The 25,971-nt window shown below is 59.2% G+C and carries 21 protein-coding genes and 1 tRNA gene; 13 read left to right on the top strand and 9 right to left on the bottom strand.

The features are described 5' to 3' along the window. Positions 1-4 precede the first annotated feature (4 nt). Entirely contained in the window at positions 5-913 is a 909-nt protein-coding gene (locus tag ED655_RS00875; protein WP_122048630.1) for a metal ABC transporter solute-binding protein, Zn/Mn family, read from the bottom strand. Positions 914-1,003: 90 nt separating this feature from the next. On the opposite strand from ED655_RS00875, the gene ED655_RS00870 reads away from it, so the two are divergent. Genes ED655_RS00870 through ED655_RS00855 form a run of 4 tightly spaced genes read left to right on the top strand, consistent with a single transcriptional unit; the run spans position 1,004 to position 4,484 of the window. Beyond that, on the top strand, positions 1,004-1,504 hold the full coding sequence (locus ED655_RS00870; RefSeq protein WP_122048629.1) for a Fur family transcriptional regulator: 501 nt from the start codon (positions 1,004-1,006) through the stop codon (positions 1,502-1,504). A 19-nt stretch (positions 1,505-1,523) separates the two neighbouring features. Next, on the top strand, positions 1,524-2,018 hold the full coding sequence (locus ED655_RS00865) for a hypothetical protein (protein ID WP_122048628.1): 495 nt from the start codon (positions 1,524-1,526) through the stop codon (positions 2,016-2,018). 33 nt (positions 2,019-2,051) lie between these two features. After that, positions 2,052-3,059: an asparaginase gene (locus tag ED655_RS00860; protein ID WP_122048627.1), complete on the top strand. Its 1,008-nt coding sequence runs from the start codon at positions 2,052-2,054 to the stop codon at positions 3,057-3,059. 9 nt (positions 3,060-3,068) lie between these two features. After that, entirely contained in the window at positions 3,069-4,484 is a 1,416-nt protein-coding gene (locus tag ED655_RS00855) for a sugar porter family MFS transporter (RefSeq protein ID WP_122048626.1), read from the top strand. Positions 4,485-4,658: 174 nt separating this feature from the next. On the opposite strand, the gene ED655_RS00850 is transcribed toward ED655_RS00855, so the two are convergent. Next, entirely contained in the window at positions 4,659-5,630 is a 972-nt protein-coding gene (locus ED655_RS00850) for an AraC family transcriptional regulator (protein WP_205835956.1), read from the bottom strand. Positions 5,631-5,690: 60 nt separating this feature from the next. Between ED655_RS00850 and ED655_RS00845 the strand changes: the two genes are divergently transcribed. Both ED655_RS00845 and ED655_RS00840 read left to right on the top strand, forming a co-directional pair. After that, complete coding sequence (locus ED655_RS00845; protein WP_122048625.1) at positions 5,691-6,809, top strand: zinc-binding alcohol dehydrogenase family protein; 1,119 nt, start codon at positions 5,691-5,693, stop codon at positions 6,807-6,809. Positions 6,810-7,133: 324 nt separating this feature from the next. Then, positions 7,134-8,483 carry an inorganic phosphate transporter gene (locus tag ED655_RS00840; protein ID WP_122048624.1) on the top strand — a complete coding sequence of 450 codons (1,350 nt, stop codon included), beginning with the start codon at positions 7,134-7,136 and terminating at the stop codon, positions 8,481-8,483. 30 nt (positions 8,484-8,513) lie between these two features. On the opposite strand, the gene ED655_RS00835 is transcribed toward ED655_RS00840, so the two are convergent. Continuing rightward, positions 8,514-9,884 (bottom strand): glycosyltransferase 61 family protein, encoded by a 1,371-nt coding sequence (locus ED655_RS00835; RefSeq protein ID WP_162993333.1) that lies wholly within the window; start codon positions 9,882-9,884, stop codon positions 8,514-8,516. A gap of 300 nt (positions 9,885-10,184) precedes the next feature. Between ED655_RS00835 and ED655_RS00830 the strand changes: the two genes are divergently transcribed. The 3 genes from ED655_RS00830 (at position 10,185) to ED655_RS00820 (ending at position 14,163) form a co-directional block, all read left to right on the top strand. Next, complete coding sequence (locus ED655_RS00830; protein ID WP_346773201.1) at positions 10,185-10,949, top strand: EAL domain-containing protein; 765 nt, start codon at positions 10,185-10,187, stop codon at positions 10,947-10,949. 734 nt (positions 10,950-11,683) lie between these two features. Next, complete coding sequence (locus tag ED655_RS00825; RefSeq protein ID WP_122048622.1) at positions 11,684-12,832, top strand: tetratricopeptide repeat protein; 1,149 nt, start codon at positions 11,684-11,686, stop codon at positions 12,830-12,832. Further along, on the top strand, positions 12,823-14,163 hold the full coding sequence (locus ED655_RS00820; RefSeq protein ID WP_122048621.1) for an SGNH/GDSL hydrolase family protein: 1,341 nt from the start codon (positions 12,823-12,825) through the stop codon (positions 14,161-14,163). Before ED655_RS00825 ends, ED655_RS00820 begins: the two co-directional genes overlap by 10 nt. Before the next feature lie 161 nt (positions 14,164-14,324). Here the strand turns inward: ED655_RS00820 and ED655_RS00815 are convergent. Then, a tRNA-Thr gene (locus ED655_RS00815) sits at positions 14,325-14,399 on the bottom strand. A gap of 474 nt (positions 14,400-14,873) precedes the next feature. Beyond that, entirely contained in the window at positions 14,874-15,404 is a 531-nt protein-coding gene (locus ED655_RS00810; RefSeq protein WP_240993431.1) for an SRPBCC family protein, read from the bottom strand. Between the two features lie 127 nt (positions 15,405-15,531). Here ED655_RS00810 and ED655_RS00805 point away from each other — a divergent pair, with 127 nt between their 5' ends. Continuing rightward, entirely contained in the window at positions 15,532-16,503 is a 972-nt protein-coding gene (locus ED655_RS00805) for a LysR family transcriptional regulator (RefSeq protein WP_162993332.1), read from the top strand. Between the two features lie 56 nt (positions 16,504-16,559). On the opposite strand, the gene glnA is transcribed toward ED655_RS00805, so the two are convergent. Continuing rightward, a complete protein-coding gene (gene glnA / locus ED655_RS00800; protein ID WP_122048619.1) occupies positions 16,560-18,047 on the bottom strand; it encodes a type I glutamate--ammonia ligase in 1,488 nt (495 codons plus the stop codon). Between the two features lie 457 nt (positions 18,048-18,504). Between glnA and ED655_RS00795 the strand changes: the two genes are divergently transcribed. Next, entirely contained in the window at positions 18,505-19,701 is a 1,197-nt protein-coding gene (locus ED655_RS00795; RefSeq protein ID WP_122048618.1) for an aminotransferase, read from the top strand. Here the strand turns inward: ED655_RS00795 and treF are convergent. Further along, entirely contained in the window at positions 19,689-21,986 is a 2,298-nt protein-coding gene (treF, locus tag ED655_RS00790) for an alpha,alpha-trehalase TreF (RefSeq protein ID WP_122048617.1), read from the bottom strand. The two genes, ED655_RS00795 and treF, sit on opposite strands and share 13 nt — an antisense overlap. Positions 21,987-22,202: 216 nt before the next feature. Between treF and ED655_RS00785 the strand changes: the two genes are divergently transcribed. Both ED655_RS00785 and tldD read left to right on the top strand, forming a co-directional pair. Further along, entirely contained in the window at positions 22,203-23,336 is a 1,134-nt protein-coding gene (locus tag ED655_RS00785) for an MFS transporter (protein ID WP_122048616.1), read from the top strand. A gap of 126 nt (positions 23,337-23,462) precedes the next feature. Next, positions 23,463-24,926 (top strand): metalloprotease TldD, encoded by a 1,464-nt coding sequence (gene tldD / locus ED655_RS00780; protein WP_122048615.1) that lies wholly within the window; start codon positions 23,463-23,465, stop codon positions 24,924-24,926. A gap of 87 nt (positions 24,927-25,013) precedes the next feature. On the opposite strand, the gene ED655_RS00775 is transcribed toward tldD, so the two are convergent. After that, positions 25,014-25,454 carry a hypothetical protein gene (locus ED655_RS00775; RefSeq protein ID WP_240993430.1) on the bottom strand — a complete coding sequence of 147 codons (441 nt, stop codon included), beginning with the start codon at positions 25,452-25,454 and terminating at the stop codon, positions 25,014-25,016. Positions 25,455-25,509: 55 nt separating this feature from the next. Next, entirely contained in the window at positions 25,510-25,944 is a 435-nt protein-coding gene (locus ED655_RS00770) for a hypothetical protein (protein WP_122048614.1), read from the bottom strand. Positions 25,945-25,971: the final 27 nt, after the last annotated feature.

Raw genomic sequence — 25,971 nt, 5'->3', positions numbered from 1 at the left:
CCAATCAGTTACGAATGTCCAGCGCGGCTGCAAGCCGGTTGAGCCGCACGGTCATCCAGTCCTGCCACAGCAGAGGGGGGGCTGGAAACTCGTCAAAGGCCACGACAGCAATACCGGAGCGATGGGCCAGCGCGATCAGGCGCGAGATGGATGGCGTCTCGACCGCCGGGTTGATGACAAGCGCCTTGACGGCCTTCTGCTGAATGGCCTCTTCCAGCCGCGCCACATCGCGCGGCGCAGGATCAACATGATTCATGACCGCCAGCGCAAAGTCCGGATCGATAATCTCCAGACCAAGCGCCGCAAAAAGGGGTCCCCCAACGGGCTCTGTAACAGCAATCTTCATGCCCTGCGTGCGGGGACGCAGGATTTTCAGCCGGGCATTGAAGCCATCGAGCATCTGGTGAAACCGCGCCTGTGCGGCGGCAATATCGTCTGCCTTGTGGGGAAGCAGCGCCGCAAGGTCACGGGCAAGGGCATCCACCACCCGGCCGACAGCCTCGGGGTCATCGAAGAGATGCGGGTTGTCACCCGGCTTCAGCCCGGCAAGATCGAATGCCGATATGACACGACGCGCCGCATTGGGCTGGGCATCCAGCAGCGGGGTCATCCAGTCATCATAATGGCCACCCGTCATCACTACGAGACTGGATTGCGCCAGAGTAAGCGCCATATCAGGCGTGACCTGAAAATCATGCGGGTCGATGCGCGGTGAGGTCAGGACACTGGCAGGGCTGACAGAATCCCCCCCCAGCCCTGTGGCGAGATCGCACCAGAGCGCTTCGGCACAGAAAATCCGGGCCTTGGGCGGCTGCGTTGCGACCGGTGTACCGGCAGCAGACTGCGCCCGGCTGGTTCCGGCAAGGCCGTGCAGGGCGAGGGCACAGAGCATGATGAGCAGAAGCTGGCGCAAAAAAGTCGCCTTTAGTTATATTATAACGACTGGGATACGCGATATAGAGGCGGAACTCTGGTCAGGACAAGCCGGAAAAGGAATTTCCAGATGCTCACCCTTACGGCAACGACAGATCAGCCCGCGTTTTCGGCAGACACACAGGCCCTGCTGGACCGTGCAGCGTCTTTCTGCGCGACGCGTGCCAGCCGCCTGACAGAAATCAGACGACTGGTGCTCGGCCTTATTCTGGAAAGCAGCAAGCCCGTAGGGGCCTATGAGATTCTCGACCATCTCAGGCAGTATCAGCGCAATGCCGCCCCACCCACTGTCTATCGGGCACTCGACTTCCTGCTCGCGCAAGGGCTGATCCATCGTATCGAGCGTATGAGCGCCTTCATTGGCTGTGCGCATCGTCTGGAATGTCATCATGGTCATGGGTGCGGCCATCGCGCCCAGTTTCTGATCTGCAGTGGCTGCGGCATGGTGAGCGAGGTGGAGGATAGCGAGATCTCCCACGCCATTTCACGGGCTGCCGCAAGGATCGGATTCAGGCCGCACCAGTCCACTGTCGAGATCGAAGGGCTATGCGCAACGTGCCAGAAAGGCTGATCGGTCAAAGCCGCTTCTGATGGCCTCCTCGGGAAAGCTCCCCTTTACCGATGGCGAAAGCCGCTCGCGCCCTGCCGCTCGCCACACACGCAGGACGCTACCCGGCCTGGTGTCCCCTGACAGCACCCAGCCCGACCTTTTCGATTATGTACCGCCCGTCAGACGCACCCGTCTCGACCCCGAGGAGGCTCCCCTCCTGCTGGTCACGACAAGGGCCTTTTCCGACCGTGAAAAAGACGATGGCTGGCTTTACTGCCTGACAAGCGCTGAAGCGAGCGAGGCATTACTTCAGGACGGGCTGCCCCTCGATGCACGCTTCCCCCTCCTGCTATGCACCCGCCCCGCCGTGCTGGCGCTGCTGATCGACCATGCGCAAACAGAAGACGGAGCGCAGCCCGTTCTTCTGCGTGTGCGCCAGGCCCATGTCGCACCGTGGCTCGAAAATGACCCCGACATGAGTGCACGTCTGGGCGCATCCTGCTATCTGCTGTCGAGACAGATACCGCTCGGCTGAGTCCGGGCCCTTCCAGCTTTCAAGGAAACCGTCATGGACGATATCGCTATCGCCGAAGTCACACGCGGCGGCCGCGTTGAATCACGCCACCTCGGGCGCATTGCTGTCATGGATGATGCCGGTCGCGTCGTTCATGGTCTGGGTGCCATCGACAAACCCGTCTTTCCACGCTCGACGGTCAAAGCCCTGCTGGCCCTGCCGCTTGTCGCCACAGGCGCGGCCGATCGTCTTGGCCTGACTGACGCCGAGCTTGCTCTGGCCTGTGCCTCGCATAATGGCGAGCCCCGCCATGCCGAGACGGCGGCTGCCATGCTCGACAAGGCGGGTCAGGGTCTGACCTGTCTGGAATGTGGGGCGCACTGGCCCACCTATGACAAGGCAGCCCAGGCACTTGCGGCCTCGGGCGGCGTGCCAAACGCGCTGCACAACAACTGCTCTGGCAAACATGCCGGGCTGATCTGCCTCGCCATTGACCAGTCTCTCGATCCGAAGGGGTATATCGATCCGTCCCACGAGGCGCAGCGTCAGGTAACCGAGGCGCTCGTCATGGCGACCTCGACCCCGCATAATGACGAAAACCGCGGGCTGGATGGGTGTTCCATGCCAACCTACGCCGTTCCTCTGGCGGCTCTGGCCACGGGTTTTGCCCGATTTGGCACAGGCAAAAATTTTTCACAAAGCGATGCGTCGGCAGCGTCACGCCTGCGTTCAGCAGTCGCGTCCAATCCCTTCATGGTGGCAGGGAGCGGACGTTTCGATACGACATTGATGACGCATTTCGGTAACCGAATCTTCTGCAAGATGGGTGCAGAAGGGGTCATGGTCGCGTCTCTGCCCGAGCTGGGGCTGGGAATTGCGATCAAGACCGATGACGGGGCAAACCGGGCAGCCGAAGTGGCGCTTGCCGCCCTTCTGCTCGACCTGGAAGACGCGCACTGGTCTGACCAGGACCGCGAGGTGCTCGCCGGATTGTCGCATCAGGTCATGAGAAACTGGAATGGACGAGAAGTCGGCACACTGCGTGCCGCCGGTAAAGGATAAGACCTAAAGATGGCGATAGATACAGATGCCGGAAACTCAGATGGCGTGCTGGCGTCGGTTTTCGATGCAACCAAGTTCAAGATCATCGTAATCGGGGTATTGGCCGCGCTTGCGGGTTTGATGTCAGGTCTTGATATCGGCGTGGTTGCCGGTGCGCTCGATTTCTTCGCCAAGCAGTTCAATGCCTCAACCTTTGCCCAGGAATGGGTGGTGAGTTCCATGATGGCGGGTGCTGCCGTAGGCGCGCTTGCCGCGGGCTGGATGTCTCATGCGCTCGGCCGCAAGCGCTCGCTCATCGCGGGTGCGTCGATTTTTGTCATCGGCTCCATCGGTTGTGCGCTGAGCTGGTCCATTCCCTCCATGATCATTTTTCGCGTGGTCATGGGGCTGGCCGTTGGTATCTCAGCCTTCACCGCCCCCCTCTACCTGTCGGAAATCGCCAGTGAGGCAACACGCGGCGCAATGGTATCGACCTACCAGCTGATGGTGACAGTCGGTATTTTCCTCGCCTTCCTGTCCAACACCTATTTCTCCTATAGCGGCAACTGGCGCTGGATGTTCGGTGTGGCTGCCATCCCGGCTGGCCTCTTCCTGATCGGCGTGCTTTTCCTGCCCTACAGCCCGCGCTGGCTGATCATGCAGGGACGTCACAAGGAAGCGCGGGAAGTGCTGCTCTCCCTGCGTGAAGACCCGCTTGAGGCCGCGAAGGAAATCAAGGCCATTCGCGAGCAGCTTGAAATCAAGCAGCACGGCTTTGAACTGCTCAAGACGAACTCGAATTTCCGTCGCTCGATCGCGCTCGGCATCATGCTGCAAGCCATGCAGCAGCTCGCCGGCATCAATATCATCATGTATTACGCGCCCAAAATCCTCTCGAGCGCCGGATTCGATGCCACATCGCAGATGTGGTGCACGGCCATTATCGGTCTGGTGAACATGCTCGCGACGTTCATCGCGGTTGGTCTTGTCGATAAATGGGGCCGCAAGCCCATTCTTTATATCGGCTTTTCCGTCATGGCGCTGGGTATGGCTGCGCTTGCCGTGCTGCTCAACACGGACATGTCCGGTGAGACATCGAAATTCATCGCCATTTTCCTGCTGCTGCTGTTCTGCACGGGTTTTGCCATGTCAGCAGGTCCTCTCATGTGGGTGCTCTGCTCCGAAATCCAGCCGATGCAGGGGCGTAATCTGGGTATCTCGCTCTCGACGCTCACCAACTGGATCACCAATATGGTTGTGGGCGCCAGCTTCCTGACGCTCATGAACACGTTCGGAACCTCCGGCACGTTCTGGCTGTTCGCCGGACTGAATGCCTCGTTCATCCTGCTCACCTTCCTTTTCGTGCCGGAAACCAAGGGTATGTCGCTTGAAGTGATTGAAAAGCGCCTGATGAGCGGCGAGAAGCTGCGTAAACTCGGACGCTGATTTTTCTACCGGGGGGCGCCATACCCCCCGGCAATTCATGGGCTAGGCTGTGCGCTTAAGGCCCGAGGCAGTGTCTTTCCCTAGGCCATGCGACCCGCTCCTGATCGGTTTAACGTGGACCTGCCGCGTTCCCATGCAGAGCCGGATGCGCCTTTCTCACCTTTAGAAAAAAAATTATCGGCTCTCTCTCGGGCGTCCTGATTCCGAATCCCGGCCATAGGCGCGGGGTGATTGGCCCATTGCCCGCTTGAACGCCGCGCCAAATGCGCTCTCAGATTCATAGCCAACCGAAAGAGCCACCTCGCCCAGTGTGAGGGGCGAATGCCTTATTCGATCCGCTGCGAGCATCATGCGCCAGCGGGTCAGATAAGCGATGGGCGTTTCACCCGTGACGCGCCGGAAATACGCGGCAAAGCTTGCTCGAGACATGCCCGCCACACCGGCAAGTTCGCGCAGCGTCCAACGCCGGGCGACATCTGCATGCATGGCGCCAAGCGCTAGGTTCATGGCCGGAACAGCCAATGCTGCGAGCCACCCCTGTCGCGCCATGCCTTCTTTGAGATGGGCGCGCAAGGCTTCCACCAGAAGCGCCTGAGCCAGATGACTGGCAAGAAGCGCACCACCCGGGCGCGGTGTCCCAAGCTCCCGCATAAGGCGCCGTATACCATCGCGAAGCACAGCCTTGGTGGCATCAGCATGGATATGCAAAAGCGGTGGAACGGCGTCGAGCAGGCTATCGAGCGCCACCCCCTCGAACCCGAAAAATCCACCAATACCCCGACAGGCCTCGCCCCCGTTGAGTGTCGCCAGCGCGCCCGGCGGCACGCTTGTCAGGAGGGCTATGGCATCGACAGGATCGACCGCCGCAGACGAAAAGAGAAAGACCTCCCGCCTTGCAGCCATCAGCACGAGATCACCTTCTTGCAGACACACAGGCGCTTCATCTCCCGCGAAGCGGAACCAGCAGCTTCCCGCCTCGATTGCAAAGCAGCGCAGCCCCTCTGCTGCCGGAAAAGACAGCGCCCAGTCGCCCCCGGCTGCCAGACCACGAAAGCCATAGCCACCCGGGCGCATCAGCGTGAGGATATCGGAAAGCGGGTCCATCAGTCTCAGACGATCGCGACGAGAATACCGACCATCAAGCATGGAGGGTCCATGTTGATTACGCCTAGATCATGGTCAGCGCTATCAGAAAGGACGCACCTCATGGTTGAACATGCTGCCCTGTGGCTGCCCGCAAAACGTCGTGGGCTGATTGTGGGTCCTGCGCCCGCTATTGCGCCGGGCCCGGGCGAGATCGTCATTCGCGCCCATGCGGTCGCCGTCAATCCGTTCGATCGCTACATCCAGACGATGGGCGACGTGATAACGTCCTATCTGACCTACCCCGCTGTGCCGGGTACCGATGTGGCTGGCGAGGTTCTCGCTATTGGCGCAGGCGTGACGCGCTTCGCCCCGGGAGATCGCGTAGTCGGGCATGCCGCAGGGCTTGAAAAAAGCCGCAACCGGGCTGCCGAAGGGGCTTTTCAGGAAAAAGTGCTGCTGCTCGCGCATATGACCGCGCCCATACCGGCGCACCTCTCCTATGAACAGGCGGCCGTCCTTCCTCTGGGGCTGTCCACAGCAGCATGTGGCATGTACCAGAAGGACTTCCTTGACCTCGCTGCACCGCAGATCAACCCGGTCCCGACCGGAGAGACCCTGCTCGTCTGGGGTGGTTCGACCAGCGTAGGCAGCAACGCCATACAGCTTGCCCGTGCATCGGGTTATGAGGTCATTACCACATGCAGCCCTCATAATTTCGGCTATGTCCGGTCGCTCGGTGCAAGCGAGGCGTTCGATTATAACAGCCCTGACGTCAAACGCGCGATTATCGGGGCGTTGCGTGGGCGAAAGATGGCTGGTGCCATCGCAATCGGCCAGGGATCGGCGAAGGCCTGTATGGATATCCTTGCCCAAAGCACAGGTCGGCGCTTCGTGGCTCAGGCCACACCGCCTACATCGTTCGACAGTGTTCCAGCCGGAAAGGGACGGTGGCGCAAACTGGTGCCTTCCGTCGCCAGAATGATCATGGGCAATCTTGCCCTGACGCTACGATCCTACCGCCTTGGGGCAGCCACCAGGATGATCTGGGCCGGCTCTCTTATCCACAACGACGTCGGGCCGATGATTTACGAGACTTACCTGCCCAAAGCGCTCGCACAGGATGCTTATAAAGCCATGCCGCCCGCCCATGTTGTCGGGCATGGTCTTGGCCACGTTCCAGAAGCCATGGAACAACAGCGCCGCGGTGTCTCTGCGCGCAAGCTCGTGGTGACCTTGTGAGAAAGCGCCCGGATATCGGTCACCAAAAGCTGTGTCACTCTCTTGAAAGCCGCAAAACAGGTTCAGACGACCAACAGAACAAGAGAAACCTTCGCATAATATCCCCCCGCTGGTGGGAGAGACATGACCCGGAATGGGCGCAGGCAGAAGCAGGAGACCCTTTGCGGCGGCGCCCCCTGGTGGAGAACAGGCTCGAACTCTGGCGAGATCGCGTCCCTCTCCCCTGCAATCATGAAGTTTCAGAGAAACCCTGCGTCAAAGTCTTTCACAAACGTCAACGCTGACAGAGATTGGGAGCATCCTGCTGCAAGGGCTTCCTGATCGATGCTTCACTTTGCTCCTTCCTCCACGGGATCGCTGATCATGCTCGCGATCTGCTTCCTGCTTGTCTGTCTCTTCGAATTTGCCAATGGCTTTCATGATACGGCCAACGCGGTTGCAACGGTGATCTACACCAACTCGCTCAAGCCCCGTGTGGCTGTTATCTGGTCAGGGCTCATGAACCTGCTGGGTGTGCTGCTGGGCGGCATTGCCGTGGCGTATGCGCTGGTCGAGCTACTCCCGCCCGATGTGCTGACACCTCCCAATGGCAACCCGGCGGTGCCGATGCTGGTGGCGCTTTTCGGTACAGCACTGGCCTGGAATCTCTGCACCTGGTGGTTCGGGATTCCAAACTCGTCCTCGCATTGCACGATCGGGGCGCTGATCGGCATCGCTATCGGGGATTCGTTTCTGCATGCGCGTGATCTGGGTCATAGCGTGGATTGGGGGCAGATCTGGAAAGTCCTGCGTGCGCTTGCCATCTCGCCGCTGCTCGGCTTTTTTCTGGCCGGCCTGCTCTATCTGCTCATTCGCTTCGCTGTGCGGATGCCAGCTCTTTTCACCCCCCCAAAACCCGATGAGAGCCCAAACCCGATTGTCCGGGCGCTGTTGATCCTGACCTGCACTTCCGTCAGCTTCTCGCATGGCAGCAATGATGGGCAAAAGAGCATCGGGCTTATCATGCTGACAATCATCGGCCTGATGCCCGCCACTTATGCCATGAACCCGGATCATCCGACCGATCGCGCGGCTCTGGCCCAGATGGCGCAGGAGGCGAGGCCCCTGATCGCCCAATATGACCGCTACAGCTTCAAGCCGGACGCACTGGCCTCCATCGACCGCCTGAAAATGGTCACCACACCCGCAACACCGGCCCAGATCCGCGGCGACGTTTATGAAATTCTCTCAGGACTGCGGGATGTCAGTGCCAATCCGGCCTCTTCGTCGCAGGAGAAACAGACGAGCACCCGGCTTGCCAAGGCGCTTCGCCCGACCGTCGAATATGCGCCTTACTGGGTCCGTGTACTCAGCGCCTTGTGTCTTGGTGTCGGCACGATGGTGGGGTACCGCCGCATCGTCAAGACGCTGGGAGAGGGCATAGGCAAGCAGCATCTGACCCCCGCACAGGGGGCTGCCTCGGAACTCGTCGGCGCTGGCCTCATTGCCTCAGCGGGCTATACCGGATTGCCGGTTTCAACCACGCATATCATCACCTCAGGTGTAGCAGGTACGATGGTTGCCGCCGGATCGGGCATCAATATGCGTATGCTCGCGAAAATCGCTCTGGCATGGCTGCTGACCCTGCCCGTCACCATCACGGTTTCGGCCTGCGCCTTTTACCTTTTGAACTGACCGCGTGATCGGGTACCAGCCCGAATGGGATCAGGGCACAACCAGCGTGAATTGCTCCCATCCGTCTGGCACAAGACGATCGCAGCAGACACGCCCATCGGGCAAGGCGCACAGGAAGCGCCCGGTGGCATGGTTTTTCAGGGCGACCCTGTCATGTGCAAGGCGCTGGTAGCGAAAGAAGACAACCGCACCCTGCTGCACGTTCTGCTCCACTGACAGACAATCCCCCGTCGACGTCGTCAGGGCGGCCCAGCCGTGATCGTCCAGACTGACAAGCACCTTCTCGATACGCGCCCCGCCGCCGGATCCATGCCGCAGCAACCCTGTCTGCCGGTCAATCTGGAGACAGGTATCGTGGGCCGTACGCAAGGCCCGATCAGGCATTCGGTCAATCCTGATCGGGGGATCATCATCTTTTACCTGAGCCCAGGCACCTTGCTGCACCAGGTCGCAGAAATGGCGCGCGACCCTTGGGGGATCGGTGAGGCGGTAGATTGCCGGCTCTCCGATAACAAACTTCTCCGTCCTGATGCCGGGGGTCTGGGCATAGATAATTCTGGCGCGATTGACCTGATCCATGAGCACATAGTTGGAAGACACCAGCCCATCGCAGCACAGGGCTACCCCGATGGGTCGAGCGCAGAAAATGCTGTTGTGAAAAGCCGACCCGACAAATCCTGCCGTCGGACGATGGGAAGAGAACAGCCCGACCTGCTGCCTGATCGACAAGGCCTCCGGTGAGATCACCATAAAGCCTGCATGGTGAAGTCGGGTCGCGACCTCATCTTCACCCAGGATGACGCGCATCTGGCTCTGGAACCCCGAGCGTGTGAGGTAGAGCGGAGCCGAGCCCGTCATTTGCTCGCCATAGCGTTCCCCAAGGTCATTGCAGAACCGCGCCAGCGCATGATGGGCGAAATGATTTTCCTCAAAAGCCGAACCGGCAACGATGACCGCACGCAGGCGCGTGGGCCGGTCGAGCACCACAAAATCGTCGCGGCACAGACCAAGGAGGTCGAAAAGCGCCTTTATCCACGTGAGAGAAAAGAGCTCCTCAAGCGATTTCTCGGCATGGACCAGTATCCTCAACCCCTGGTAGCCCTGCCGTCCAACCCAGTACCGCGGCAGGGTTTCAGTGAGGAAATGACCGAAATGATTGGTGATATTGCCGCCATAGAAATAGAGCGGGTCGGGTGCTGTGGGGAAGGCCGATGAGGGGCTGACACAGCAGCTCTGGTTTTGGCCCAGACTGGCGTTGGGCCAGCCACGACGCGGACCAGCAGTCTGGATCAAACGTCCATAGGGATCATAAAGTCCGAATTCGGCATCGTAATGCCCCGGGATACGGGGGATATAAAGGGCGTCAAAGCGGGTTTCGACCGGAGGATCCCGGTCGAACACCTTTAATCCCGCATCCATACAAACTGCATTTTCGTACATACGAAAACTATATTTATAAAAATTCTATCATCAAGGACGTTTATTGAACGTCTAGATCTTATAAAATCCAGGAAAAGGAATTATCCATCTTATATTTTTTATCGTGATTACATGTTGCCTGGCCAACTAGCTGCAATGACGAGCCCATCCTCCTCTCGTCTGCTGTAACAAAAATAATCGCTCTCCCTGTTTCAGATTCACCAACTTGTGAGCATCACTTGCGTTCGGGATGGCGCGAAGTCGATGCGGGAGGGTAGCGCGATGATGGCATCATTCTGGGGTGGTGGAAAACGCAAGGCTTGCGTTGGCTGCAGCGATGGTACGGGCTTTGATGTTCCCATCACCATGGCTTTCCAGCCAATTGTCGATCTCTCAACCCGGCAGATCTTTGCTTACGAGGCTCTGGTGCGTGGAAAGAACGGTGCCAGTGCGCAGGAAATCCTCTCACGCGTCACGCCTGAAAACCGCTACGCCTTCGACCAGACATGCCGGGTGACAGCCATCACTCTCGCGTCAGAACTCGGACTTGCCGAGCAGGGTGCGCTCCTTTCCATCAACTTTCTGCCCAATGCCGTCTACGATCCGACGACCTGTATCGGCGCGACGCTTGAAGCGGCGGAGCGCGTCGATTTCCCAACCGACCGGATCCTGTTCGAGTTCTGCGAAAACGAAACGTTGGACACCGAGCATCTTCTGCACATTCTCCAGACCTACGATCGCATGGGCTTCAAGACGGCCATTGACGATTTTGGTGCTGGCTATGCCGGATTGAGCCTGCTCTCACGCTTCCAGCCGGATTACGTGAAGCTCGATATGGGCCTGTCACGTGCCATCGACTCCACCCCGGTCAAGCAGGTCATGATGCGCCATACCATCGCCATGCTCGAAGGACTCAACGTCACCCCGATTTGTGAAGGCGTTGAGACCCCGGAAGAGGCAAGCATTCTTTCTGATCTGGGTATCTCGCTCCAGCAGGGCTATATCTACGCCAAACCGGCTCTGGCCGAGTTGCCGATGCTGCACTGAAGATCAGAGGAGCGACACATTAATCCCAAACTCAGCGAAGCAAGATCCTGCGTAATAGAACTATCGTACTTTCCATATTGCGACTGATACGTTTATTTAGGTTGAATTATAATAATATCATATTTTTACTTCATAACTTTTATTTAATTGTTGATGAATATTTCAAACATATTTATAATATAGATTGGCGATTATATGCTCGCAGCATCTTGTCCCGCTCAACTGATGCGCGACAAGCGCTACCTATCTACGCGTTGGAGGCTTCGGATAGATACAGGCACAATGATTCGATCCAGGCCTGAGTTACTCATCATCATCATGACGCAGCGATCTGCCAATTCTTGAAATATCTAATGCCCTTCCTGAGCCTATCGCCTTTCTGTCCGCTCGTCTGACGAGAGAGACGCGAGAAAAATTACGTCTCTCCTTTCAAAACTCTCGCCGCCTTGGTTCCAGGCACAAGCGCTGGCATTGCGGTGCGCCACGAGAGGACAGCGAGATGTGACCACATCAAAGGAATGTCAGGCAGTGTTTCGTCCCTCAACCCGCTGATATGGACGTATGTTCAAACTTGCTGGAATATCATGAGACATAAAGGCATCCCGCGTAATCCTGTCATGTAAAGTAGAGAATTTAACATCGTGTTGATTACAGCGAATTTTTAATATTTGTTATATAAAACAGGCAAAATATGACGGTTTTGCGATAAATCTGTCTCATGGAACAGCTCTGAAATGCCTCTTATCTATTCTGACGAACACATCCAGGCTTTTTTCAGGCCGGGCCATAGTGACGTCACCTATATATTCTTTTCAGAACTTACGTTTCAGGCAAATGGTCGTAATTTCTGGGGCGAAAATCTCGCCGATCGGCTCGACCTGAACTGTGTAGCCTTCGTTGCAACCGGCCCTCACTGGTACCCGCAGAGTTCCATGCGGCGTGCCATCGCAGCAGCCATGCCCTTCCTCGTCGATCGCTTCACCTTTTCATACGCGGCAAGCATGGGTGCCTACGCAGCCCTTCGCTACGCTGAACTACTCGACGCCAACATCACGCTGGCTGTGGCACCTCAATGGTCGATCGACCCTTCCCAAGCCCCATACGAGCCTCGTTTTACCCGTTATTTCGCGCCCCATCTGCATGACGCGATGGAGATAAGATCAAACTCGGGCTATTCAACGGACAGGAACAGAGCGTACATCGTCTTTGACCCGCTTGACCTTCCTGACAGCTCGCATGCACGAGCCATAATGGCCGTTCAACCCCATACCCAGCCGATCCCGGTTCATCATATTGGTCATCCCGCGATCTTCGCATTCTCTGGATCAGCGACGATCTCAGCGATTTTCGGTGCGCTCGTCAGTGACCATCGTCGTGATGTGCAACTCATCTTGCGGCGGCAGAAAAAAGACAAATTACCCTACCTGCTCGGTCTGCTCTCGGCAGTCATCACCAGAGGTCATCCAATCTGGGCACAAAATCTGATTGACCGCCTTCGGGCGCAGAACATCTATCTCCCTTCGCACATGTATGAACTGGCCATCGATGCGAGAGCTGCAGGTGAGCACGGAAAGGTGGTTGCCCTTTGCAGGGAGCTCCTTCGGATCAACCCCGAGCATATTGAGGCCTATCATCGTATAGCAGAAGCCTCGCGGAAAATGGGCACCCCGTCGCAAGGCATCACCTATCTGCAACGCGCGGTCATTCTGTTCCCTCAGGAATGCCATCTCTGGGGACATCTTGGCATTACCTTGCAAGAAGACGGGCAATATCGCGAAGCCATAAAAGCCTTCGATAAGGCCCTTGCGATCAACCCCGGTCTTGCAGACCTTGTCGCACGCAGGGACCATTGCCAATCGGCTCTGTCGCTTTCATGCGCCTGAGTTCTGTCCCGCTCCTTTTCGCTGTAATGCTGGCCACGTTCCAGCCAGGGTCAGCAGTGCAGGCGCAGGGACACGACGCGGGACTCTTTCAGCGTGCCCTGATGATTGGCAGCAACGTGCGCAATGCCTCGGGCCCAGGTCAGTACTCTTATCAGGCAGACTACTCCGTCCCGACCCGTTTCGAAACCATACGACTGCTACTGGTCAACACAGCTCTGACACCACAAAGACTGGAAGGGATTGTCGCCGCATCAAGCCAGTCCATGAAGGATATGACAAGCCCTGATGGCGGTACCTGGTCGGTGGTTACCATTGCAGGCTCTCGTACCCCCGTATTGGCGGCAGCCACCAGCCCGTCACTACCGTCCTATACACTCAGTGACGAGATCCGCCTCCGCTCCCTTCCGCGGTCGGATAGCAAGGCTGGCAGTCTCGTATTTACCAGAGTCGTCACGGCCCACGATGCCTATAGCGTTGCTTACCTCGCCGGGCCTGCGCCCAACGGGAGTGTCGTTCCGGGCCGGTTCCTGCCTGTGCCCCACGGCGAAACTGCCGAATGGGGTTTCGCCCGGGGTGACTTTGTCAATTCTGACAGAACAGCCATGAGGCTGAGCAATACAACCCGAGACATGGCCCTCTTTTATGTTGCTGGCCTCGTTTACAGCAGTCATACCCCGGGCCTGACGCTCATGGCCGTGGGCGACAGCCTGACGCAAGGCTATGCAACAGCGTCCGACTATGCTGGTTTTGGCCGCATCGCCGCAGCTATGCTGACGGCTTCCGGCCAGCCAACGTCATATGTCGATGCTTCCTGGGCCGGGCAGACAACCGGGGAGTTCCTCGCGCGCGCCTATGCCCTGCTCGATCTGGGCATACGGCCTGACTACCTCACCATCCCGATTGATAGTCCCAATGATTATGATGAGAAATCAGGGCAATTAAGCGGGCGTCCTGGGGCTCAGACAGTCATGATGCAACATATCTCGGCTTTTTCCCTGGCCGAGTATGCTCGATCTCTGGGCGTTGTTCCGATCATGATCCCGCCACTTCCCCTAGGGACGAAAGGGCAATGGGACGCTCCCGAGCGCTTTGATCCAGCAAACTACATCCCAAAAAGCGCAGGAACAGAGAACATCTGGTTCAATGCCCCTGCACTTATCTGTTCCTGCAAGCCTTCAATGTCGACGATACCTGAAATACCTGTCGTTGATCTGGCTCATGATCAGGCACATTACTCTGCCGCGCTGCAATATCGCCTTGGAACTGCGCTGGCAGACCTCATTATGCATCATCCCGGAGGGGGTACATCAAGACCATCCGGATCTCCATAGATGCGCTTCCACCTCACATGACCTGACACTGGCGAATCCTGGTCACGGCTTTGCCGCAGGTGATGGAAAATCCAACGGGAGCCGGACAGCTCGCCTCTCGCCCATACCTGGGGGAACCGAGACATGTCGGATTTGGGCGAGGCGTCAATTTCGGAGGATCATGGTGCCGGGTGAGGGATTTGAACCCCCGACCTTCGGTTTACAAAACCGCTGCACTACCACTGTGCTAACCCGGCATGGCGCATGAACGGGATGCTTTTCGTCGTTAATCGCAGATTCGTCAAGATCTTTCCCGCGCAACGATGATGACGAACTGCTCGGCCCCTCGCACCTCGGCGGCACGTTCACTTGTGAAGGGTCATTCCTTTCGATGCATGCACGGGCCTGAGAACAAGACAAACTTGAGCCCGATATGTATCCCGATGCTAGCCAAGCAGCCTTTTTCCGATCCCCACATGCCGGTTTCATACGCGCACGGATGGAACGCATCCGACTGCTGAGGGTACAGCCGCACACTAACCGGACGCGAGCGCCGCAACGCTCTCAGCTCTTGATGGAACCGTTATGCCTCTTACCGCTGCAACGCCCTGAACCGAACCTGCACCAGAGTTGCCGACAGATCGACCATGCCGCCAAACCGATAACAGTCATCTCTCGGGCCTGTCTCAACTGCGCCATTGACGATTAACCCCCTGGCTTGGATACCGATGTCAGAATGAGGCCTGCGCTTCTCTTATCAGCCCATCCAGCCAATCCTGATGGCCATTGAGCATCGGGTTGGGCCGGATCGTGGCCAGTGCCTTGGCGGGTGCCCCGTTTTGGGTCTCCTGCGTCAGGACACGCAGACGGTTGCCAGCCAGCATCTCGACAAGCCAGGCATGATGCACGTCAAGCCGCGTCTCGGTGCCCTTCTCTCCCGCCCAGCCATGCCAGGCCAATCTGCCGGGTCTGCCGTGTTCGGGTGCCACATATTCCGTGACGTGGGCCTCGACAGGGAAACCGAAGGTTTCAAAGGCAAAGTGACATCCTGCCGATAATTGCGGGCCATCGCCCTTGTGAATACGCGGGTTGGCGGCGTTCGCGTAGTAGCGGGGCCATTCGTCCGGATGGGTCAGAAGTGCCCACACGCGAAGCAACGACATGTCAGCCACGATGCACTCATTGGAAACGAAATTATCCGCCTGGCCGGGTAGGTACCCCTCAGGCCAGAGAATGGCGTTCATCACAGGATAGGGGGTCATGGGGGTATCTCCTCTTCACTACTCCCTGAACTGTCAGATTTGTCCCATCATGAAAAATCATGGTTGATAATCCAATCCATCACTTTATGTGATGAATCGAACATCCTTCGTGGAGGGGAAAGCTCTTATGGACAGGCTCGGAAGGCTCGATCTCACACAGCTGCGTGCACTCGACCTGCTCGTCACCACACAAAGCGTCACCCGTACCGCATCCCTCATGAGCGTCACACAACCTGCCATAAGCAACATGCTTGCCCGGCTGCGTGAGACCTTTGACGATCCGCTCCTCGTGCGTCAGGGGCGGTCACTCGTCTGCACCCCCCGTGCCCTTGCCTTGGCCCAGCCATTACGTGCGATTCTGACTCAGCTCGATAGTCTGGCAGAGCCTGTCATTTTCGATCCGGCAACCGCCTCTCTTACCCTGTCTGTTGCCGCCACCGATTATGCGATCCACACGGTTCTCCTCCCCTTTATCGCCAGATTGCGGGTCGTGGCGCCTGGCATACGCATTGCCCTGCATGACCTGAACGGGGAGACAGCGCAGGACCATCTTGAACGTGGGGTTCTCGACTGGGCGTTGCTTGCCAGCGAAGCCTGCACGCCAGCACTGCATGCACAAAAGCTTTTTCATGAGACATGGCTCTGTGCGACCCGTCTTGGGCATCCCGCCCTCTCCGGAAGCATGACACTCGACCGGTTCTGCAAGGCTGATCATGTGGTGGTATCGCCGGACGGAGGCGGCTTCGAGGGCATGACCGACGTTGCGCTGCGCCGTTTGAGCCTGAAACGCCACGTGGCCGTTTCGACCTCGGGCTTCCTCATGGTGCCTGATCTTCTGACCCGCACAGATCTTGTCGCCGTGCTGCCCTCACGCCTTCTGGCGACACGTCATGATCTGACGGTTTTCGCGCCACCTGCGCCGCTCGTCCTGCCGGGGTTTGACAAATATCTTGTCTGGGGAGAGCGCACCCATGTGGATCCTGCCCACCGCGCCTTGCGTAAGCTGCTATCCGAGACGTGCCAAGACCTGGCACTTCCCTCTCCCAACCAGCACGGCCACAGCCTGACAACCGAGGTCATGCCAACCCACGCAGGGTGAGAGAAATGGCGCAGACATAAAAAAGCCCGGCGCGAAGGCCGGGCTTTTTCCTCGGGTCAGACCGAGTAGTACATTTCGAACTCGGCCGGGTGCGGCGTGTGCTCGAACTTGTAGACTTCTTTCCACTTCAGCTCGATGTAGCTCTCGATCTGGTCCTTGGTGAAGACATCGCCTTCGAGCAGGAACGCGAAATCGGCTTCAAGGGCCTGAAGGGCTTCACGGAGCGAACCGCAGACCGTCGGGATCTGGGCCAGCTCTTCCTTCGGCAGTTCGTACAGATCCTTGTCCATGGCTTCGCCCGGATGGATCTTGTTACGGATGCCGTCGAGACCAGCCATCAGCATGGCGGCGAAGGCAAGGTAGGGGTTGGCGGTCGGATCCGGGAAGCGGACCTCGATGCGCTTTGCCTTCGGACCTACCGAGTACGGAATACGACACGAGGCCGAACGGTTGGCAGCCGAGTAAGCGAGCAGAACGGGGGCTTCAAAGCCCGGGATCAGACGCTTGTAGGAGTTGGTCGACGGGTTGGTGAAGGCGTTCAGCGCCTTGGCATGCTTGATGATGCCGCCAATGTAGAACAGCGCATCTTCCGACAGGCCAGCATACTGGTCACCTGCAAAGAGCGGCTTGCCATCGCGCCAGATCGACTGATGCACATGCATGCCCGAGCCGTTATCGCCAGCGATGGGCTTCGGCATGAAGGTGGCCGTCTTGCCATAGGAATGGACGACGTTGTGCACACAGTATTTGTAGATCTGCATGAAGTCGGCCGACTGCACCAGCGTGGCAAACTTCGTGCCCAGCTCGTGCTGCGACTGTGCCACTTCGTGGTGGTGCTTTTCGATCGGCAGGCCCATCTCACCCATGGTGGAGAGCATTTCGGCACGCAGGTCGCCTTCGCTATCGACCGGAGCAACCGGGAAGTAACCGCCCTTGACCACCGGACGATGGCCCATATTGCCTTCCGGGTAGTCCTTCATCGAGGCGTCAGGGCCTTCGATGCTGTCGAGCTGATACGTGCCGTAATTCGGGCCCGTGCCGAACTTGACGTTGTCGAAAATGAAGAACTCGGCTTCAGGACCGAAGAAGGCGGTGTCACCCAGGCCTGTGGTCTTCAGATAGGCTTCAGCAGCCTTGGCCGTCGCGCGCGGGTCGCGGGCATAGAAATTGCCGGTGCGGGGCTCGACGATATCGCAGATCAGGATCAGCTGCGGCTTGGCCGAGAACGGGTCCATGACGGCTGTGGTCGGGTCGGGCAGGAGCACCATGTCGGATTCGTTGATGGCCTTCCAGCCAGCAATCGACGAACCATCGAACATGAAGCCTTCAACGAAGGTGTCTTCCTCAATGGTGGTGTGCCACTGGGTCGTGTGGTGCCACTTGCCCTTCGGGTCGGTGAAGCGCAGGTCAACCAGCTCGACGGAGTGTTCCTGCATCAGCTCGAAAACGCGCTTTACAGCGGCGCTGTCCGGCTTGCCCGGCTTGGGCGCTGCAATCGTGGAGGACGCAGCCTTGGACGCCGCGGCTGGAGCTTTTTTCGCCATTTGTCAACTACCTGTTTCTGCCTCAAGGGGCCGCACTGATCGGCTGCAAAACGATTAGGACAGGATTCGCGAACTGTCGAGTATTCCAAAGGTTTTTTACGCGTCTGACATAACGAAAAAGACCCTCTTCGAGCCCCATCCGACCCCCCATATCCCTTTCCGGAAGCAAAACGACGCATGACTGACCAACAAAAATAGCATATCGGAGCGTTTCGCTCCCTTATCGTTGTTTTTTTCTGCCTCGCACGCGACTGTGATGTGCCTTGACCGGTGGAGTCCCGGTTTCAACCGGGCTGACAGCCGACAGGACTGCGAGGCCACGCCCCTTTCACACGGCCGGAACCACGCCGAGCCCCCATCGACACCATGAAGGTGCGACAGCACGCGGGATCGGGCCGATTTTACACCCCGCATTAAGCCGGTATCATGCCCTGTCCCTTTCCAGCGCAGGCCCGGCATGAAAAAACCAAACGCCTTTCTCAGCTCTTTGCCAACCACCATTTTCACCACCATGTCCCAGCTTGCCGCTGCACATGGGGCGGTGAATCTGGGGCAGGGCTTTCCCGATACGGAAGGCCCCGCTGCGCTGATTGATGCGGCTGCGGAGGCGCTGAAAGACCAGCGCAACCAGTATGCTCCCCTGACCGGCCTGCCCGAACTGCGTGAGGCAGTGGCAAGAGCCAATGCCCGTGACTATGGCTTGCAGGTCGATCCGGCGCAGGAAGTGATTGTGACGGCAGGCGCCACGGAGGCGCTTGCCGTCAGCATGATGGCACTCATCGAGCCTGGTGATGAGGTCGTGCTGATCGAACCGCTTTACGACACCTATCTGCCCATGCTGCGTATGCTTGGTGCCGTGCCGCGCTGTGTGCGGGTGGAAGCCCCTGACTGGCACCTGCCTGAAGCCGATCTGCGGGCGGCCTTTTCGGCCAGAACGAAGCTCCTTCTGCTCAACTCGCCCATGAACCCCAGCGGCAAGGTCTTCACCACAGACGAGCTCGATCTTATCGCCTCGCTTGTGCTCGAGCATGATTGCTATGCCCTGTGTGACGAGGTTTACGAGCATCTGACATTCGGGGTGAAACATATCCCGCTTATGACACGGCCCGGCATGCGCGAACGCGCCATTCGCATTGGCAGTGCCGGAAAGAGCTTCTCGGTAACCGGGTGGAAAATTGGTTACATCACTGCCTGCCCTGATCTCGCCGCCGTCATCGCAAAGGCTCATCAGATCGTAGCGTTTTCCAGCGCACCGAACCTTCAGCGCGCTGTCGCGAAGGGGCTGGATCTGGGAGAGGCGTTCTTCACCGAACTATCCGACAGCCTGCGCGTGCGACGCGACCTGTTTGCCAATGGGCTTCATGCGCTCGGCTTTCCTACCCTACCCGCTGACGGCAGTTATTTCGTCGTCGCCGACATTACCGCCCATGCCCGGGGACGCGATGACGTGACGTTCTGCCGCGATCTCGTGACCGAGGCCGGAGTCGCCGCGATCCCGGTCTCGGCCTTTTATGACCCGGAAGGTGCGCCCCCACCGCGCCACCTGATACGCTTTGCGTTCTGCAAGACAGACGCCGTGCTTCACGAAGCGCTCAGGCGTCTGGCTCTCTGCTACACACCGACCCCAGATCAGAGTTCTGTTCAGGAAGGCTGATAGGCGGTCATCTTGCGGGTCGGCACACGCTGATCGAGGGGGGTGGGCTCTGCACCGCTCGCTCCATTGGCCGCCCCGTTGGCCGCTTCCCTGGCCGCAGCATCATCCGACGCTTCACCAGGCTTCTTGGCCGGGTTGGCTACGGTCCCCTCAGTAGAGGCCACCTTGGATGCGTCCTGCTGCGCGTCACCATTTATGGCGCTCGCATGGGCGGTTTTCTCCTGAGCACCGGTCTCGACATCCCCTGCCGGTTTCGCCGGGGCCATCACTGGATCATTGGCCTCGGGACCAACCGCGCTATAGGGGTCGCTTGGGGGCAGAACATCAATAGGCGGCTGGCTGGCAAGCGGGTTACGCTGAAGTATCTTGCTCGTATCACCAGGATAGCGACGCATCAGCCCAAGCAGGGTGCCATTGGTCCAGCCAAAGCCGATCTGCATGGGATACTCCCCCCCGCCCTTGCCTCCGGTGGCACTGATTGTCGGGGATTCGACGTCGTATTTCTCGAGCAGCACACCTGATTTTTCATAGGTGCCGATCACACGCGCCATCCAGCGCCGGGCAATGGTTTCAGCCAGTTCCGTATCGCCGTAGTTGTTGAGCCCCTTTATGGCCATCCACTCCTCAGGTGCCCAGCCATTGGGCGCGTCCCATTGCTGCCCACTCTCATGGTCGGTCGCCATGATGCCACCGGGCCGCAGAAGCTTGTCCCTGATCGTTTCCGCAACCGCCATCGCCTGATCCTGCGAAGCAATACGCAGGAAAAGGGGCATGGCTGTCGCCGCAGAGAGCACATCGGTCAGGCGACCCTTGCGCCAGTCATAGTCGTAAAAGGCCTGACGATCATCGTCCCAGAACACACGCCGCATGACGGCCACGCGCTCATCGGCGCGCTGACCATAAAGACGGGCCAGCTTGCGTTGCCCTGTCAGGGCGTAGGCATGTTCGAGTGTCTGCTCCAGATGCACCATCAGGGCGTTCACCTCAATGGGTGCCAGATCGGTCGTGTGAATGGTCGCCAGTGTATGGCCATCGGCCAGCCAGCGTGACGAGAAATCCCAACCGGTTTCCGACCCGGCCCGCAGATCACGATAGACATCCGCAGGTGCGCGCGATGGCGCGCGGGCAGCCGTTGCAACGTCTTCAGGATAGCTCTCATCACGGGGCGTATCGAGATCATCCCAGTGGCGCAGCAGCAGGGTTCCGTCATTCAGGCGCACCACATGGCGATAGGCCTGCCCCGGCTTGAGCGTGTCCGCCCCTTCCATCCAGTAGGCGTACTCTTTCTGCAATTGGGGAAGGTAGCGTTTATAGGCCCCCTGCCCGTCATGCTGCGCCAGAAGATCGACCATCAGCGAAAAGAAAGGCGGCTCTGAACGGCTGAGATAATAGGTGCGTGTGCCATTGGGGATATGGTCATAGCGATCGATCAGCGATGCCATATCGCCGATCATCCCGCGCAGAAGATCCCACTGCCCGGTCTCGTACAGACCGATCATGGTGAAATACGTGTCCCAGTAATACAGCTCCGAAAAACGCCCTCCGGGCACCACATAGGGATGAGGCAGGGGTAGAAGCGAGGAGTAGGACATGGGCTTGTCAGGCTGACGTGTCAGAACGCCCCACATGCCCTGAATATAATCATAGATGTTCTCATCCGCCTTGCGACGGTAGGACACATCACGCCTGATCGGCGGCGAGAAATGCTGCTGATAGAAATCACGCAGATTGAAATCCGGGTGATGACGCTGCGTTTCCCAGTCGTTCAGGAGATCGGCTGGGGCCTCGTCTGGGCGCGAATCAGCGACATTCTTGAAGTCGGGCGCCAGATGCGCACCACCGATGGCGGCAAAAAGCCCACCCAGCGCGATGGAAGGCGAGCGCAGATCCTGAGGCACGGAGGCGACATGCAGCGACTGTGCGGCTTCGCTTGCTACCGTAACGCGGCGTGATGGTGCCTGCGAGCCTGTGCTCTCGGGCTGCGTCGCTGATGACGCAACCGGGGAGTCACTTGCCTTGCTCGCATTATCCGGATTTCGGGTTTGTTTTTCAGTGCCTGTTGCATCGACACGCGCTGGAGTCTGGGGATTCGTTGCGCTGGAGACAGACGCCTTGGCTCCGGCGCCGTTATCCTGAGCCTGCGCCCAACCTCCGCCCAGAACGAGCAGGGACACGCCCAGACAAAGCAGTTTCGACGCCGATAATTTGCGCTGACGCGTCCATTGCCCAGCGTTTCCGGTCTGGCGTTGTGGCGGGAAAGCAAGGGAATGGCCCGACTGCGTCATGAATTCTCCTTGAGCGCGGTTCTTCAGTGAACACGATCCTTCAGGGGCTGGTTTGCCTTCTCCGTATCAGGCTCCCGGCTTCACCGGGCAGCAGGCTCTTCACGATCTCGCCCGGACGGCATGGCATTGTTTTGTCATGCGCACCCGCGCTGTCCGATGGCATTGGAGAGCCCTGTTGAGACATGGACGATGCATGCCACTGAAGGACGGGTTTTGATGATGAACAGGCCAGAGCTGAAGAGGTTGCAAAACAGCACACGAACCGTCTTCTTTCTGACGGGGGCCATATTTGCCCTCTGGTCATGCCTTGTCCCCGTCGTGAAACATCATGGCGGGCTCAACGATGGCAGCCTGGGCCTGCTTCTGCTTTGTCTCGGCTGCGGGTCCGTACTGGGCATGCCTCTTGCCGGATCATGGGTGGGTCGCTGGGGCTGCCGTCCCGTCGCCCTTGGCGGGCTGGGCCTGGCCAGCGTGGTACTGCTGCCCCTGTCATGGCTGAGTTTTCTGCCCGCTCTGGCGCTGGGCATTTTCCTGCTGGGCGCAGGGCTCGGTGCGGTGGAAACAGCCATCAACATCCAGGCTGTGGAGGTCGAGCAGCGCAGCGACACGCCCCTGCTTTCGGGGTTTCATGCCTGGTTCAGCATAGGGGGTGCCGCAGGCGCCGCGGCTTCTCCTGTGCTCACCCTGACCGGTATGCCGCTCTGGTCCATCATCCTGTCAGGACAGATCCTTGTGTTTGTTCTGGCCCTTCGTGTGTGGCCCGGGCTGCTGCATCAGCCCGAACCGGGCGGTGGCGAAGGTTTCGCGCTGCCCCGTGGGCTGGTCTGGGTGCTGGGACTCCTGACGGGCATTGCCTTTCTGGCCGAGGGCGCGGTGCTCGACTGGGGGGCTGTGTTTCTGCAGGGGCGACCCTCGTTCGGCATACAACCGGGCTGGGGCTACGCCGTGTTTGCGACGGCCATGACCCTTGGGCGACTGAGTGGCGACCGCGTCATTGCACTATGCGGGCGTCCGCTCATCATGGGTCTGGGCGGGCTCTGCGCGGGGAGCGGATTTGCGCTGGTCGTGATGGCCCCTGTCGCCCCGCTCTCACTGGCGGGGTTCTTCCTGATCGGGCTTGGCTGCGCCAATATCGTGCCTGTGCTGTATAATTGCGCCGGGCGACAGCAGGTCATGAAAGCCTCGACCGCCGTCGCCGCCATCACCACCCTTGGCTATGCCGGGATTCTGGCCGGACCGGCCCTTGTAGGTGCCGTCGCTCATGCCACCAGCCTCTCCAGCGCTTTCCTCATGCTGGCCGCCCTGATGATCGTCGTAGCCGGATTCTGCCGTCTGGCCCGCCAGAGCTGATGCTACCAACCTGACACCACCAACCCGGCCATCAGGGATGTTTTTTGTCCCTCTGTCGGGTTTCCCCTCGCATTTGAAGGGCGGAGAGGCCATGTGTCTGGGTTCAAGAAGGAGCTTTTGGGAATCATGACCTCTCACGCCGACGCCACGCCCCTTTCTGCCCTTGCTGTGACCGATCGCCTGTTTTTCGAACGGGCAGACAGCACCCTGACGCGGGATGAGGCGGAGAAAATCGTCAGCCGGTCGCTTGAGGGCATCGAGGATGGCGAGCTCTTCCTCGAATATCGCGAAAGCGAGTCCATTGTGCTTGATGACGGCGTGATACGCTCCGCCAGCTTCGATACGTCATCGGGGTTCGGTCTGCGTTCCGTCATCGGTCCCGAAACCGGCTTTGCCCATTCCGACGAGATCAGCAAAAGCGCCCTAGAGCGTGCAGCAGGTGCGGTCTCGGTCGTGCGTCAGGGGCGCAGCGGCACGCTTGCCGCGCCGCCGCAGGCCACGAACCGCCGTCTTTACGCAGCTGAAAGCCCCCTGAGCGATACGGATTTTGCCGCGCGCGCCGCCGTACTGGGTGAGATTGACACCTATGCGCGTGGTCTCGGGCCCGAAGTTGTGCAGGTTTCGGCCAGCATCGCGACAGAGTGGCAAGCGGTACAGATCATGCGCGATTCAGGCTTTCGTACAGCTGATCTGCGCCCCCTCGTCAGGCTCAATGTGTCGGTGGTGCTTGAGCGCGATGGACGTCGCGAGAGTGGCAGCCGCGGTATGGGCGGACGCTACAGCCTGTCACGCCTGCTGGGGCGCGAAACATGGCAGGAAGCGGTGGACGAAGCGGTACGCCGCGCCAAGGTAAGTCTCGAGGCCGGCCCGGCACCCGCTGGCGAAATGGATGTCGTACTCGGCCCGGGCTGGCCCGGCATCCTGCTGCATGAAGCGGTCGGGCACGGGCTGGAGGGTGATTTCAACCGCAAGGGCACGTCGAGCTTCAGCAATATGGTCGGCAAGCGCGTGGCCGCCCCCGGCGTGACCGTGGTGGATGACGGAACGCTGGCTGAAGGGCGCGGCTCGCTTACCATTGATGATGAAGGCACTCCCTCGGGTCGCACGGTCATGATCGAGGATGGCATCCTGCGCGGCTTCATTCAGGACCGGCTGAATGCCCGATTGATGGGCGTGGCGCCGACCGGCAACGGGCGTCGCCAGTCCTATGCCCATGCGCCGCTGCCACGCATGACCAACACCCTCATGCTGGGCGGTGATGCCACAACAGAAGAGATGATCCGCTCGACCAGAAAGGGCCTCTATGCGGTCGATTTCGGGGGCGGACAGGTGGACATCACCTCGGGAAAATTCGTCTTTGCCATGTCGGAGGCCTATCTGATCGAGGAGGGCAAGGTGACACGCCCCGTCAAGGGCGCAACCCTGATCGGCAACGGGTTCGATGCCATGAACAAGATTTCCATGATCGGTCAGGACGTGGCGCTGGACCCCGGTATTGGTACATGTGGCAAGGCGGGTCAGGGCGTGCCCGTGGGTGTGGGTCAGCCCACACTGAAACTGGCCGGGCTGACAGTTGGCGGAACAGCCTGACGGAGCCTTTCGGCAGGTACGCACCCGTCATGTTCTCGCGCCCCGCCTGATCGCAGGCGAGGCGGGAACGTTCTGAGGGGCGTTGGTTCAGTCCTTCCGGCGGCGTGTGGCGCCAAAAGCCATGCCCGTCACCATGGCCGCATAGACCAGCGCCATATCCCGCTTTGAAAAGACCAGTTCCCAGCCGGGGGTGAAACGCTTTGGGGTCGCCTTGTAATCGACCAGGGCTGAAACCGGACCAAGAGCCAGCGTCACCAACAGCGCCCTGAACAGGCCCGGCTGTTTTCCCAGTGCCCGATCGTACAGCACGGCCCAGAACAGCACGGCTGCCACATTGGTGGCGGCACCGGTGCCGGAATGAATCAGATCCACCTCGTCACACGAGGCGGCATCATCTCCCTTCAACCAGTGAGCGGTGCAATTAACCCCTCTGACCGCCCTGCCGGTTCTGGCCTTGCCAAGTGCCAGAAGTGCTGCATTGCAGGCAAGGGAGCCGTAAAGCGTGATGGCAGGAAGACGGGAGCGCATGAGCATCAGTCCTTGAAAACCATTGAATATCGGGATTTTTCGGTCCTCTGACCGTTCAATAGAGGATAAGGCAGATTGCCCCACCAATGATCCCCATCACCCAGAACGTTGAAATAACGATCTGATGCCGTATGGCGCGCAGCGCCAGCATGCGCATCAGGGGATCGAGCCGATAGGGCAGAGGGCGAGAGGTGTAAGGTGACCGGGGGGCATGGCTGTCCTCCATGTCGGCGGCGGGGCTCAGCCTGTCCTCAGCGCGGACCAGAACGGATACGCACCATTGCTCTCGCAGCCTGTCCAGTTCACTACGTCGATAGAGGCGCTGGGAGCGGATTGTCAGCACACCCGGGCCACAGCGGAAGAAATGCAACGTTCTAAACAGACCATGTGTGAGCCCAAGATGAGCCGCTGCCTGAACTGAATCGAGCAGTTCCTGCTTAGGAAGCGCCCGGACCACCGAAGCGCCATTCCCCTGATCGAGACGTTCCACGCTCTTCCCTCCCTCTCAGCGTCGTGA

The sequence above is a fragment of the Asaia bogorensis genome, from assembly GCF_900465345.1.
GTDB classification, from domain to species: domain Bacteria; phylum Pseudomonadota; class Alphaproteobacteria; order Acetobacterales; family Acetobacteraceae; genus Asaia; species Asaia bogorensis_A.
This window is presented reverse-complemented; position numbering and strand designations above follow the sequence as displayed.